The organism is Streptomyces sp. CoH27, assembly GCF_020181035.1.
Lineage (GTDB): Bacteria > Actinomycetota > Actinomycetes > Streptomycetales > Streptomycetaceae > Streptomyces > Streptomyces camelliae.
In genome coordinates this window covers 99,960-114,625 of sequence record NZ_JAIQYY010000016.1, presented here as the reverse complement: position 1 = coordinate 114,625, position 14,666 = coordinate 99,960, and the positions used below count along the sequence as shown (strand labels likewise).

The following is a 14,666-nucleotide window of genomic DNA, read 5'->3' as shown; positions in this document are numbered from 1 at the left end:
TGCGTCGCTCACGCCAGCAGGGTGTTCACCGCGTCGTCCGGCAACTGGTCGATCTTGTCGATGAGTTCGGCCTCCAGCAGGCCGGCCATGTCCGCGAGGGTGCGGGCCTGGAACAGTTCGCCGAGGTCGAGTTCGACCGGGAAGCCGCTCTTGAGGCGGGAGATGATCTGGGTCAGCATGATCGAGTCGCCGCCCACCTCCTGGAAGTCGTCGTCCGGCCGGACGGACGCCAGGCCCAGCACCTCCTGCCAGGCGGCGGCGACCCGCTGCTGCAGCGGGCTGCCGAAGGCGGCTTCGCCGTCCGCACCGGCGGCGGCCTGGACGGCGGCTTCGGCGGTGGCCTCGGCAGCGGGAGCTGCGGCGGGTTCGACGGCGGGTTCGGCGACCGGGGCGACCGGCTCGGCGGTCACCGGAACCGTGGCCGCAGGCATGGCGCCCTCCTTCTCCGCGAGCACCACCGCCTGGAACGCCCGGTCCTCGCGCACCGGGGCGGGCGACAGGCTGCGCACCCCGCGGAAACCGGACCGCTCCAGGGCCTGCCGCCACAGCGGCACGCTCAGCAGCGGGGACCCGGGGATCCGGCCGTCGTCCTCGGCCGCCCACCAGCCGCTCATCAGGCCGAAGGTGAGCGTGAAGAAGTCCTGCTTGCGGGTGGTCTCCAGCACGATCAGCACACCGCCGGGGCGCAGCAGCTGCCGGGCGTGGGCGAGCGTGTCGTCGATCCGCCGGGTGGCGTGCAGGACGTTGCAGGCCAGCACGACGTCGTGGGTGCCGGGTGCGAAGCCCTGGCCGGCGGGCGGCTGCTCGATGTCGAGGGGCCGGAAGTCGACGTAGGGGTGGTCGGCGCCGTACCGGCTGCGGCCGTACTGGGTGAAGCCGCGGGAGATGTCGGTGTAGACGTAGGCGAGATCGCCGCCGGCGCCGTCCAGGGCGGGCAGCACCTTGGCGGTGGTGCCGCCGGTGCCCGCACCGATCTCCAGGACCGACACGGAGGCCCCCGGATCGGCGGCCCGGCGGGCCCGGACGTACTCGGCGACCAGCCGGGCGACCAGGCCGTTGGTGTCGTGGTCGCTGTGGTAGACGGCTTCGACGGCGTCGAACGAGCCGTCCGGGAAGAGGACCTCGTGCGCCTTGCGCCGCCCGGTCAGCACCTCGGGCAGGTCCGCCAGGCACAGCGTGAGCAGCCGGGCGTAGCCCGCCATCTCCGGGTAGCGGGCGACGACCTCGTCGGTGACGGCCGCCACCTGCTCCGGGGTCCAGTCCAGGACGTCGGGCCCGGTGACCCGGCCGGTGGTGACCAGGTCGTCCCCCTCCGTGCGCAGCAGGCCCGCGTCGGTGAGGACGGCGAGCAGCTCCCGGAACAGCGGGCGGTACTCGGGTACGACGTCCAGTCGCCGTGCCAGCTCCTCGGGCCGATGGCGTTCGCCGGCCGCGGCGAAGGCGTCCATGCGGCGCAGGGAGGCGAACAGCAGGGTGCGGCAGACCGTGGCGAGCTCGCGGACCATCACCTCGGAGCGGTGCGCGGCCTCAAGGTCGCCGGACTTGGGGTCGTCCCGCAGCTGGGCGTCGGCCGCCGCGTCGAGAGCCGACAGGACGGACGGTACGGCGCCGTCCGCGCCGGGAGCCTCGACGGCGCCGACCGTGCCCGCTGGCGTGGGGGCGCCGGGAGTGCCCTGGGCCCAGACGTGCGGGAAGGCCTCCCGTTCGAACGGGTGGGGCGGCAGCCCGATGCGGCGCGGGACGGTGCCGGTGTGCAGGCGGGCCCAGTCCACGTCGGCCCCGGTGACCCAGGCCGCGGCGAGGGCGTCCAGGTCCCGGCCGGCGGGCCGGTCCTCGCGGCCGCGGCCGCGCCGCTCGGGCGCCTCGCCCCGGTGCACGAACGGCCCGGTGCTGCCGTCCGCGGCGAACTCCGCCAGCCGGTCGGCGAGTTCACCGGCACTGCCGGCGCACACCGCGAGTCGCTGGGCGAACGCCTCCCGGCCCACCTGGAGGGTGTGGGCGAGGTCCGGCAGGTCGGCGTCGCCGAGGCCGCCGCTCCTGAGCCGGGCCGCCAGCGCCCCCGCCTTGGCGCGCAGTTGCTCCTCGCCGCGGGCCGACAGCGGCACCAGCTGCCGCCTGCGCCGGGACCCGGTACGGCGCACCGGCTCCGGGTACTCCTCGACGATCACATGCGCGTTGGTGCCGCTGTACCCGAAGGAGCTGACCCCGGCGAGCCGGGGCGCGCCGTCGTCGGCCGTCCAGTCGGCGAGCTCGCGACTGACCCGTACGGGGGCGCCGGCGAAGTCGGCGTGCTTGTTCTCGGTGCGGAAGTTGGCGGCGGGCGGCAGCTTGGCGTGCCGCAGGCACAGCAGCACCTTGATCAGGCCGAGGACGCCGGCGGCACCCATGGTGTGGCCGATGTTGGCCTTGACCGAGCCCAGGGCGCAGAACTCCCGGCGGTCGGTGAACTCCTCGAACGCCTCGATGAGGCCCTGCACCTCGATGGGGTCGCCCAGGCTGGTGCCGGTGCCGTGTGCCTCGATGTAGCCGAGGCGGTCCATCCCGATCCCGGCCCGGCGGTAGACGGCGCGCAGCAGGTCGCGCTGGGCGCTGGAGCTGGGTGAGGTGATGCCGGAGGTGCGGCCGTCCTGGTTGGTGCCGCTGCCCCGGATCACGCCGAGGATCCGGTCGTGGTCGCGCACAGCGTCCGACAGCCGCTTCAGGACGACCACGCCCACGCCCTCGCCGAGCAGCATGCCGTCGGCGTCGGCGTCGAAGGGGCGGCACGAGCGGTTCGGCGACACCGTGCCGAGCGCCTCCATGGTGACGAAGGTGCCGGGGTGGTTGGCCACGTACACGCCGCCGGCCAGCGCCAGGTCGGCCTCGCCGGACAGCAGCAGGCGGCGGGCGATGTCCACGGCGACCAGGGACGAGGAGCAGGCGGTGTCCACGGTCAGCGCGGGCCCGGCGAGGTCGAGGTGGTAGGCGAGCCGGGCGGCCATGATGCTGGTGTCCGCGCCCATCAGAGCGTGCGCCGAGTACTCGGCCTGCGGCGCGAGACCCGTGCTGCCGACGATCGTGGCGACCGCGCGGCCCTGCAGGGTGGAGGCGTCCAGCGCCGCGTCCTCCAGCGCGTGGTAGGAGGATTCGAGCAGGACGCGCTGTGCGGCGTCCATCGCCGCGGCCTCACGCGGGGAGATGCGGAAGAAGGCCGGGTCGAACAGCTCGGTGCCGGCCATGGCGCCGTAGCGCGGCGGCGCGGCGTCCGGGAAGTGCTCGCGGAACAGCGCCAGCGCGACCGGGTCCGTCACCTCGGTGGTGCGGTCCCGGCCCTCGCGGATCACCTCCCACAGCTGGTCGGGGTCGTCGGCACCGGCCGTACGGCAGTGCATGCCGATCACGGCGACCGCGTCGGCGGGCTCCTGGGCGGCGAGCTGGGCCTCGACGCGTACGGCGAGGGCGTCGAGATCGTCCGCCGCGGTGACCGCGCTGGTGGGCAGGGCGGTGCCGAAGCGGCCGTTGACCGCCTCGGTCATCCGTACGGCCGTACCGGCATCGAGTCCGCGCAGGTCGGCCGTGGCCGCCTGGGCGGCGGAGACGTCGAGGACCTGGGCCGCGATGTCCGTCAGCGCCTGCTTGACGTGGGGCGACATTGAATCGACTGCTCCTTCTAGTTCCGGGTGTCGCGCGCGGGCGCGGCGGGGTCGGCGAGGTGTGCCAGGTTCAGCCGGAGCCGTTCCTCGGGCGTGACGGAGGACTGCTTCCGCAGCCGGAACAGGCGGTGGACGACCCAGCCCTGCCGCAGCGGTCCGGCGAGGTCGGGGTCGGGGTGTGTGAGGTCGTACGAGGTCACCTCGTCGATCACGAACCGGTTGCGGGCGAACTGCTCGGCCCAGGCCTGCGCGGTCGGTACGGCGATCCCGGCCCGCTCGTCCACGAGGTCGCCGCTCAGGGTGCACACGAAGTCGGCGAGCAGCAGTGCGCCGCCGTCCACGACGGCCGCGTCCAGGCGGGCGAACAGCGTCCGCTTGTCCCGCGCCCGGACGCAGCCGTGCACGGCGAACACCACGTCGTAGACGCCCGGTACGGGATCGAGCGTCTCGTCCGCCACGATCAGCTCCACCCGGTCGCCCAGCCCCCGCTCGCTCAGCTCACGGGCGCCCAGGTCGACGAGCTCCTTGTCCCCCGTGACCCCATGCACCACCAGCTCACCGTGGAGCCGGGCGAGTTCCGTCAGCCCCTCGGTGTCACGACACCCGAATTCCAGTACGGCACCGACGCGATCGAGGTCCTCCCCACGCAACAGGGCCCGACGCACTGCGGGACGGGCGTGGGGGGCGCGGGTCCCGGCTGCGGGGAGCATGGGGGTCCCGGGAGTTACGGGGCGTTCGGGGGGTGTCGGGGTCCCGGCGGTTGTCGGGGGTGCAGGGGTAGCCGGAGTCCCGGAGGGCGCGGGGTTCAGGGCAGCCCCGGCAACCGCCGACAACTCACGGGGCGCCGGAGCACCGGCGTCGGCCGAGGAGCCGGCAGCTCTCGGATCCCCGATAGTTGACGGTGACTCAGGCGCCACCGGAGTCCCGGAAGGCTCCTGGAGCACGGCAGTCCCGGCAGCCGCGGACGGCTCATGGGTTGCCGAGGTCCCGGCGATCGCCATCGTCCCCGTGGTCGCCCGAGTCCCGGTGGTTGCCAGGGTCCCGCTGGTTGCCGGGGTCCCCGTGGCGGTCGAGAGGTCGGCGGGCGGGGTGGTCCGGCGGGGGGTGCGGGTGAGGCGGTCGGCCAGGTGGTCGGCGAGGGGGCCCGGGGAAGGGTGGTCGAAGACCAGGGTGACGGGCAGCCGCAGGCCGGTGGCCCGGTTCAGCCGGTTGCGCAGCTCGACCGCGGTCAGACTGTCCAGGCCGAGCTCCACGAACCCGGTGCCGGGGCCGACGGCGGCCGGGTCGGCGTTCAGCACGGCCGCCACCTCGTCGCACACCAGGTCCAGCAGCGCCGCCCGCCGTTCCTCCTCCGAGGCCCCGGCGAGCAGGCCGGGCGCGCTCTCCCGCGGGGCGGACACGGGGCGCCGCGCGGTGCGGACCAGACCGCGGTGCAGCGGGTGTCCCTCGCCGGCGTCGGCCTGGGCGGCCAGCGCGCCGAGGTCCAGCCGCATGGGAACCTGCAGCGGCATGTCGGCACCGCACGCCGCGTCGAACAGCTCGAACCCCTGCCGGCTGGACATGGGCAGCAGGCCACCGCGGGCCATCCGCCCGGTGTCGCCCTCGGTGAGATGCCGGGTCAGGCCGGTCGCCTGCTCCCAGTAACCCCAGGCCAGCGACGTGCCGGGCAGCCCGTGGGCCCGGCGGTGCTGGGCCAGCGCGTCCAGGAAGCAGCTCGCCGCCGCGTAGTTGGACTGCCCCGGGTTGCCCAGCACGCCGGCCGCGCCGGAGAAGAGTACGAAGGCGTCGAGGTCCCGCTCCCGGGTCAGCTCGTGCAGATTCAGCGCCCCTTCCGCCTTGGGCCGCAGCACGGTGGCCAGCCGCTCGGGCGTCATCGCGTCGAAGACCCCGTCGTCGAGCGCGCCGGCGGTGTGCACCACGGTGCCGAGCGGATGCTCCGGAGGCAGGGCGTCCAGGACCCGGCGCAGCCGCTCGCGGTCGGCCACGTCGCACGCCACCACCGTCACCTCGGCGCCGGCGGCGGTGAGTTCCCGGGCCAGCCCGGCCGCCGACGGGTCGTCAAGGCCGCGCCGGCTGAGCAGCACCAGATGCCGGGCGCCGCGCTCGGTCACGAGGTGCCGGGCGAGCATCCCGCCCAGCACACCGGTGCCGCCGGTGATCAGCACCGTACGGTCCGGGTCCGGGCGGCGCGGCACCGTCAGCACGATCTTGCCGATGTGCCGGGCCTGACTCATGAACCGGAACGCCTCGGGCGCCCGCCGCAGGTCCCAGCGGGTCCGGGGCAGATGGGTGAGGACACCCTGCCGGAACAGGCCGAGAATCTCCCGGAGGATCTCGCCGATGCGCTGCGGTCCGGCGTCGACCACGTCGAAGGCGCGGTAGCGGACGCCGAAGTGCGCGGTGGCCACCTCCTGGGGGTCGCGGATGTCGGTCTTGCCCATCTCGACGAACCGGCCGCCGCGCGGCAGCAGCCGCAGCGAGGCGTCGACGTACTCCCGGGCGAGCGAGTCCAGGACCACGTCCACACCGCGGCCCCCGGTCGTCTCCAGGAACCGGTCGGCGAAGCCCAGGTCGCGTGAGGAGGCCAGGCGGTCCTCGGGCACCCCGAGCTCCCGTACGGCGTCCCACTTGCCCTCGCTCGCGGTTGCGAACACCTCGGCGCCCAGGTGCCGGGCGAGCTGGACCGCGGCCATGCCGACACCGCCCGCGGCGGCGTGCACGAGCACGGACTCCCCGGCCCCCAGTCCGCCGACGTCGACGAGGCCGTAGTACGCGGTGACGAACGCGACCGGGACGGCGGCGGCCTGCTCGAAGGTCCAGCCGTCCGGGACGGGCGCGACCGTGCGGGCGTCGGCCACGCACACCGGGCCGAGACCGCTCGGGAACACGCCCATGACCCGGTCTCCGACACGGAACCCCTCGACCGACGGGCCCACGGCGGTGACCACGCCCGCGCCCTCGGCACCCAGGGTCAGGTCACCCGGGTACATGCCCAGCGCGCCGAGCACGTCACGGAAGTTCAGGCCCGCGGCGCGCACCTCGATGCGCAGCTGTCCCGGCGCGGGCGGCGCGTCGGCGGCCGCCCACGGCACCAGAGCGAGGTTCTCCAGCGTTCCGGCGCCGACCGTGTCCAGCCGCCAGGCGCCCCCGTCGGACGGCGGCACCAGGGCACCGTCGGTGCCCAGCCGGGCCAGCCGGGGCACGCGTGCCTCACCGGCGCGGAGCGCGAGCTGCGACTCCTCGGCGGCCGTGGCGGCGGCCACCGCCACGGGCAGCGCGGCGAGCGAGGCGTCCGTGTCGTCCGTGTCGACCAGCAGCAGCCGGTCGGGGTGCTCCGCCTGGGCCGCCCGCAGCAGGCCCCAGACGGGGGCGTGCACCAGGTCGGTGACGTCCTCGCCGGCCCGGGTGGCGACCGCCCCGCGCGTGATCACAACCAGGCGATCCGCGCCGCGCGTGTCGTCGGCCAGCAGCCGCTGCGTCTCGGTCAGCGCCCGTGCGGTGGCCTCGCGCAGCGCGGCCGGCAGATCGTCCGCCGGTCCGCCGGCGGCCAGGGACATCAGCCCCGTGCCGCCGGGCAGTTCGGACACCTCCACACCCGCGCGACGCAGCGCCGGGGCCAGGCCGAGGTCGTCGGGACCGGCCACACTCCACCGCCCCGGCGTGTGCCCGGCCGTGTCCAGCACGGTCCAGTCGAGCTCGAACAGGCCGTCGGGCATGGGGGCGGGACCGGTCCGCTTCTCGCCCGCGACGGGCCGCAGCACCAGCGAGTCGAGCGCCGCCACCGGCCGCCCGGACCCGTCGGCGATCTGGGCGCGGACGGCGTCGGTGCCGGCCGCGGTGAGCCGGATCCGCACGGTGGCCGCGCCCCGGCCGGCCTGCCGCCAGCCGCTCCAGGAGAACGGCAGCAGTCCGCCGCCGCCGCGCACGAACTCACCGAATCCCATGGCGTGCAGGGCCGAGTCCAGCAGGGCCGGGTGCAGTCCGTAGCGGCCGGCGTCCTGGGCGTCGGCCGCCTCGGCCTCGGCGAACACCTCGTCGCCACGCCGCCAGACGGCCCGCAGGGCACGGAAGGAGGGGCCGTAGGCGTATCCCGCGGCGGCCATGGTGTCGTAGTAGCCGTCGACGGGCAGCGGTTCGGCGCCCTCGGGGGGCCAGGCGGTGAAGTCGAGGTCCGGCCCGGCGGCACCGGTACCCAGCGTGCCGGTGGCGTGCCGTGTCCACTCCGGTTCGGCACCGGTCTGCGGCCGCGCGGGACGCGAGTGCACCTCGACGGCGCGGCTGCCGCCGCCGTCGGGCGGCCGTACGACGACCTGGAGCAGCACCCGGTCGGCCCGGGGCATCGCCAGCGGCGCCTCCAGGGTCAGCTCCTCCACCTCGGTACAGCCCAGGTCGCGTCCGGCGTACAGCGCGGCCTCGACGAATCCGGTGCCGGGGAACAGCACCGTGCCGGAGACGGTGTGGTCGGCGATCCAGGGGTGGGTGTCCAGCGAGATCTCACCGGTGTACGCGACCCCGCCGTCGGCGAGGGGCACGGCCGAGCTGAGCAATGGGTGCCCGGCCGGCGGCTCCGCGGGGGTCCGGGAGGCGAGCACGCCGGCGGTGCCGGGCGCGGGTACGGCCGCCGCGGACGGTGCGGTGACAGCTGGTGCGGGCGCCGGGGCGGTGGGGGCGATCCAGCAGCGGCGGTTCTCGAAGGGGTAGGTGGGCAGACCGGGCACGCGGCCGGGGGCGCCGTCCGGGTACAGCCGGTCCCAGTCGACCGCCGCGCCCCGCACCCACAGCCCGGCCAGGGCGTGCAGATCGCCCGCGTCCAGGGCCGCCTCGACGGCTGCGGGGTCCACCCGCCCGGCGGTCCCCGTGACGACGGCGTCCCCCGGACGACCGCGCCGCCAGCGTGTCAGATGGCCGGTCAGCTCCTCCGCACCGGAGGCGACCACGGCCAGCCGGTGGGTGAGATCGGTGCGACCGACCTGCAGGGTACGGGCGATCGCGGCCAGACCGGCGGCCGGACGCCGCCGCAGGAACTCCAGCCACTGGTCGACATGGGCGGCGAGGCGTTCCTCGGTGTGCGCCGACAGGGTCACCAGCACCGGGCCGCGCGGGCCCGGTGCGGGCGCCGGGGCGGGCGCGGGCGCCTCCTCGACGACGAGGTGGGCGTTGGTCCCGCCGCCGCCGATGCCGGTGATGCCCGCCCGGCGCGGCACGGTGACGCCGTCCACGACGACCGGCTCCCACGGTGCGGGTGCGCCGGACAGCTCGAAGGGCAGCCGGTCGAAGTCGATGGCCGGGTTGAACTCCTCGGGCAACCGCGTCGGCGGCAGTGTGCGGTGCTGGAGGGCCAGGACCACCTTGAACAGCTGGGCCATGCCGGAGGCCGCCTCCGCGTGGCCGATGTTGGGCTTCAGCGAGCCGACCCGGTAGGTGCCGCGGGTCCCGTCCCGGTCGGTGAACGCCTGGGTGAGGGCCGTCATCTCCACCGCGTCGCCGATCTCCGACCCGTTGGCGGTGGCCTCGACGTAGCTGACGGTGCGCGCGTCGACGCGGGCGTCGCGCAGCGCCTCGCGGATCACCTCGGCCTGCCGCTGGGCGCTGGGGCTGGTGAACCCGATGGTCCGGCCGTTGTGGTTGACGGCGCTGCCGCGGATCACGGCCCGCACCGGGTCGCCGTCGCGCAGGGCGGCGCGCAGCGGCTTGAGCACGACCGCCGCCACGCCCTCGCCCGGGACGATGCCGCTCGCCTCGCTGCCGAAGGACGCGCAGTCGGAACGGCCCGACAGCAGGCCGACCGTGGCGAGTTCGACGTACGTCGACGGATGCAGATACAGGTTCACCGCTCCGGCCAGGGCCATGTCGCAGCGGCCGCGGCGCAGGTTCTCCACGGCCTGGTGCAGGGCGACCAGGGCCGAGGAGCAGGCGGTGTCGACGGCCTCGCTCGGCCCGCCGAGGTCGAACTGGAAGGAGACCCGGTTCACCATGTCGCCGAAGGAGGTGCGGGGCATCTCCAGCCGGCCTTCGGAACCCAGGCGCTGGAAGCCGTGCTTGGCGCCGCCCGCGAAGACCCCGATACGGCCGCGGGTCTCGGCCGGCAGCTTGGAGGGGGCGTAGCCCGCGTCCTCCAGGGCCTTCCAGCACTCCTGGAGGAAGAGGCGCACCTGCGGGTCGGTGTTGCGCGCCTCCTGCTCGGTGAACCGGAACAGCTCCGGGTCGAACGCGTCGAATCCGTCCAGGAAGGCACCCCACTTGGAGTGGCTCTTGCGGACGAAGTCGGCGCCCTCGGGCCGCGGGTCGTAGTGCTCGCGCCAGTCCCAGCGGGCGGCCGGGATCTCGGTGACGGCGGTGCGGCCCTCCATGAGCAGCGACCAGTAGCCGTCGAGATCGGCGGCACCGGGGAAACGCCCGCTCATCCCGATGACGGCGATGCCGTCCAGGTCGTCGGCGCCCTCCGGCTCCTGCTCCTGCTCCTGCCTGGGGGCGGACGGTACGGGGACCGCCCCGGGGGCCGTGGGCCCGGACCCGGCGGGCACCGCCGCGCCGGTGCCCGCCGGGGCGGGTTCGGGTACGACGGCCACCGCCTGCGCGGGAACGGACATGGCCGGCTCGGACCCGGTGCCGTCCCAGCCGAGGAAGGTACGGCAGGCGCCGGGGAACCGCTCGGCCAGGTGGGCGGCCACGCCTTCGGCCTTCGGGTACTCGAAGAACAGCGTCCGGGAGGCGTCCGGGAACGCCTCGGAGAGCTGGTGGTTGAGGCGGGTACGGGTGACGGAGTCGATGCCGTAGCGGTCGAGCTGCTCGCGGGCGTCGACCGTGTCCGCCGGCACTCCGACCAGATCGGCGGCCATCCGGACCAGCCGCTCCGCCATCGCCCGGTCGAGCCGCTCGGGCACGCCGACGGACGCGGTCGCGACCGCGTCCGGCATGGCGGGCCGTTCGGCCGGTCGTCCCTGCGCGGGTACGGACGGCTGCCCGACGCCGGTCCCGGTGACGGTCCCGGTGGCCGCCACGGCCCCGGACGTGCCCGTTGCCGATTCCTCGGCGGACTCCGCCGCGCCCTGCACGGAGTTCTCCGCGACCGCTGCCGAGGCGGCGACGGGCGTGGGCTCGGTGGGCGCGGCCGGCCTGGACGCGGATCCTGTCGCGGCCGCGAGCTTGCCCGGTGCGGAGTCGTCGGCGGGGGTGGACGCCGGCAGCGGGGCCGGGGCGGTGGTGGCGAGGCCGTGGTGGTGTCGGGCGAAGGGGTAGCCCGGCAGAGGGATACGGGGAACCGGGCCGGCACCGTACAGGCGGCGCCAGTCGACCGGGCCTCCGCTGACCCAGAGTTCGGCGACCCGGGCGAGCTTGCCCCGGTCCAGCCACTTGTCCACGGCCTCGCGCAGCTCGTCCTCGTCGAACAGCCGGATCACGTCGCCGGGCCGGCCGGCCTCGCCGATCCAGCAGTTGGCCGGCAGCTCCCGGCCGTCGGCGAGGGCCCGCAGCCCGGCGCCCAGCTCGTCGAGGTCCCGCACCACGAGGGCGGCCCGTACCGGCAGCGCCGCCCGGCCCAGCTGCAAGGTGCGGGCGATGTCGGCGAGCCGCGGCGGGCGGGGCACGGTGGCACCGCCGCCCGGCTCGCGTTCGGCCGGGGCGCCGGCCGGCCCGTCGGCCGCCGTGTGCTCGGCGATGTGCTCAGCCGCCAGCCTGCTCAGCTCGGCGACCGTGGTGCCCTCGTGCAGCGCGCCCGCGTCCGGCCGGAAGCCGGTGGCCGTCTCCAGTGCGTCGGCGATCCTGGCGAGTTGCTCCGGCAGGACGCCGTAGGAGTTCAGCCGCTCGTCGAGGGCGACGTCCTGCGCGGCGACGTCCAGGACCTCCGCGACCACCGCGCGCATCCGCTCGCCGGCCGCGGGGCGCGGGGCGGGCCCGGGAGCCGGTGGCGTGGCCAGGTGGTCCGCCAGGGCGCGGGCCAGGGCGCGCAGCCGACCGGTGTCGAGCGCGGACAGCGGGACCAGGTGCGCGGCGCCGTCGTCCTCTGCGGGCGACGCGGCGGCCGGCACGTACTGCTCGACCACCAGGTGGGCGTTGGTCCCGCTGTGTCCGAAGGAGTTGACGGCGGCCATCAGCGGAGCCCCGGTGGACGACCGCCAGGGCCGGGGCTCCTGGTCGGGCACGAACGCGGAGTCCGCGAAGCCGATCAGCGGGTTGAGGCGGCGCAGCGTGGGCATGCCGGGCAGCAGGCCGTACCGCATGGACAGCAGCACCTTGATCAGGCCGACCACGCCCGCGGGCGCGCCGGTGTGCCCGATGTACGACTTGACGCTGCCGACGGTGCAGAAGCCGCGGGCGTCCGTCAGCTTCCGGAAGGCCCGCACCAGCGCGTTGGCCTCGACCGGGTCGCCGAGGGCGGTGCCGGTGCCGTGTGCCTCGACGTATCCGATGCGCTCGGCCTGGATGCCGTGGCTCCGGTAGACGTCGAGGACCAGGTCCTCCTGCGCGGCGCCGTTCGGCGCGGTGATGCCGTTGCTGGCCCCGTCCTGGTTCAGGCCGGTCGCCCTGATCACGCCGTAGACGTGGTCGCCGTCGGCCACCGCGTCCGCCAGCCGCTTGAGGACGACGACCGCGACCGCCTCGGAGTAGACCGTGCCGTCGGCGTCGGCGTCGAAGGTGCGGCAGGCGCCGGTGGGCGACATGGCGCCGCTGTCGACGAGCACGTCGAGGCCGCGCGCGTCCAGGCCCGCGTTGACGCCGCCGGCCAGGGCGAGGGAGGACTCGCCGGAGCGCAGGCTCTGGCAGGCGAGGTGCACGGCGGCCAGGGAGGAGGAGCAGGCCGTGTTGACCACCAGGGCGCTGCCGCGCAGGTCGAGGAAGTACGACAGCCGCGACGCCACGAGCGCGTCCGAGGCGCCGACGAACGACTCGTGCGGGTAGCCGGTGGGTTCGGCGCCGATGAAGAGGCCGGTGCGCGAACCGGCCAGCGCCCTGGGGTCCAGTGCGGCGTCCTCCAGGGCGTGCCAGCTCTCCTGGAGCAGCAGCCGCTGGTGATGGCTCATCAGGTCGGCCTCGTGCGGCCGGATGCCGAAGAACTCCGGGTCGAAGCAGTCCCGTTCGGCGAGCGCTCCGCCCCAGCGGTAGGTACCGGGGCCGTCGCCCGCGCGGTAATGCTCCGGCAGCTCCCCGTAGGAGACCAGGCCCTCGGTGAGGTTGTGCCACAGGGTGCGGATGTCGGGCGCCCCGGGGAACTGACCGGCCATGCCGATCACCGCGATGTCCAGCGGCCGGGCGGGGTCCGGGCCGGCGGGCGGGGGTTCGGCGGCCGGAGCCGGGCGGCCGGCGGCCAGCAGGCTGCGCGCCTGCGCGGCGTCGACGGCTCCTCGGGCGTACCCGTCGAGGATGTCCCGGACGTTCGTGCTGCTGCTCATCGTCGCTCCTTCGTGGCCAGCTCTGCATCGAGCAGGTCCAGCACTTCCGTGGCGGACAGCTCGCCGGCCGCGAAACGTGCTTCCAATCTCGCGATCAGGTCCGCCGGAACCTCGGTTCCGGCGGCGCCGGGCGGCGCGTCCTGTGCGGCGCCCGCGGGGGTGGCGTCCCCCGTCGGCGGGTCGGGCTCCCGGGCGGCGGACAGCTCGGCGAGGTGGCCGGAGAGCCGTTCGACGGACGGGAACTCGTACAACGCGCCGGCGTTCACGTCGACGCCCAGCTCCTCGGCGATCTCCGTGACGAAGGCGGCGCCGGTGATGGAGTCGACCCCGAGGTCGGCGAAGGCCACCGAGGGCGACAGCTCGCCGGGCGTCACCCGCAGCGTCCGCGCGAGCCGCTCCACCAGCAGCCGCTCGATCCCCGGCCGCCGGTCCGCCGCGGCCGGTGCCGGGCGGGGGGCACCGGCCGGTGCGGCGGCCTCGCCGCGGCCGGTGCCGGCCGGGTCGCCCGCGCGGCCGGCGGGCGCCCGCATGGCGACGACCTGGCGGTGCCGGCCGGCCCGCAGCAGGCGTACGGCGGTGTCGAAGCAGGCCGCGCCCTCGTCGTCCGCAAGGAAGCCCAGCATCGGGAAGTTCCGGGCCGCTTCACCGAAGGAGGACCGCCAGGCTCCCCAGTTGACGACGCCGACGGGGAAGCGGGCGGTACGGCCCACGGCGCGGGTGAAGGCGTCGGCGTAGGTGATACCGGCCGCGTACGCGGGGTGGGTGCCCGCACCGCCGAACGCGAAGGCCTGCGCGGAGGAGAAGTAGCACAGGAAGTCCAGCGGCTGGTCCGCGACGGCCTCGAACACATGGCGGGCGCCCACGGCCTTGACGTCGAAGTGCGCGCGGAACTCCTCCTCGCCGAGCTCGGCCACACCCACCGGTGCCCCGGTGATCCGCGTGGCGCCGGCGAACAGCACCCCGTGGATGTCGCCGAGCAGCCCCCGGGCCGCGTCCAGCGCCTCCCGGGCCTGCCGCGCGTCCGTGACGTCGCCGCGGACGTAGCCGATCCGGCCGTCGGCCAGGGCGGCGCGCACGGCGGGGTCGTCCGCCGCGCGGCGCCCGACGAAGACGACCTTGGCGTCGTAGCGGTCGACGAGGTGGCGGCCGATGGTCCGGCCGACGAAGCCGGTGCCGCCGACGACGACGTAGTGGCCGCCGGGGCGGATGCCCGCGAGCGCCGGGTCGGCCGCCTCGGCAGGGGTGACCGGCCGGACCTGCTGCCGGTGGCGGCGTCCGCCGCGCAGCGCGATCAGTTCGCCGTCGCCGGCCGCGGGTTCGGCGGCGACGGCGGCGGCCAGCGCTGCGGGGGCGTCGGGGCCGGTCAGGTCGGCGGCCGAGACGTCCAGGTTGCGGACGGCGAACCGGCGGCCGTCCCGGGCCAGGAAGTACGCCAGCCCCGCCAGCCCCGCCCCTCGGGTGCCGCTCGGTTCGCCGGCCACCGAGTGCGTGTCGTGGGTGACCAGGAACAGGTCCGTACGCCCGTCGGGCGCGCCGTCGGCCAACGCCCGGACCAGCCGGAGCACCGCCGACTCGGCACTCGCACCGGTTCCGGTTCCGGCATGCGCGGCGTCGTTCCCGACCACCACGTGCACGCGGTCCGGCC

Annotated in this window: 3 protein-coding genes (1 of these 3 only partly in view); all 3 read right to left on the bottom strand. The window is 75.6% G+C overall.

Going from position 1 to position 14,666, the window contains the following annotated elements:
* Positions 1-8: 8 nt before the first annotated feature.
* Tightly spaced (at most 17 nt apart), the 3 genes in view from LE548_RS26800 to LE548_RS26770 form a layout consistent with a single transcriptional unit that may run on beyond the window.
* Entirely contained in the window at positions 9-3,632 is a 3,624-nt protein-coding gene (locus LE548_RS26800) for a beta-ketoacyl synthase N-terminal-like domain-containing protein (protein ID WP_225099517.1), read from the bottom strand.
* A gap of 17 nt (positions 3,633-3,649) precedes the next feature.
* A complete protein-coding gene (locus tag LE548_RS26790) occupies positions 3,650-13,021 on the bottom strand; it encodes an SDR family NAD(P)-dependent oxidoreductase (protein WP_263636616.1) in 9,372 nt (3,123 codons plus the stop codon).
* Positions 13,018-14,666 carry the end of a non-ribosomal peptide synthetase gene (locus LE548_RS26770; RefSeq protein WP_308030641.1) on the bottom strand. It continues 22,417 nt past the right edge of the window, so the window shows 1,649 of its 24,066 coding nt (coding positions 22,418-24,066); its start codon lies off the right edge, out of view; the stop codon is at positions 13,018-13,020. Before LE548_RS26770 ends, LE548_RS26790 begins: the two co-directional genes overlap by 4 nt.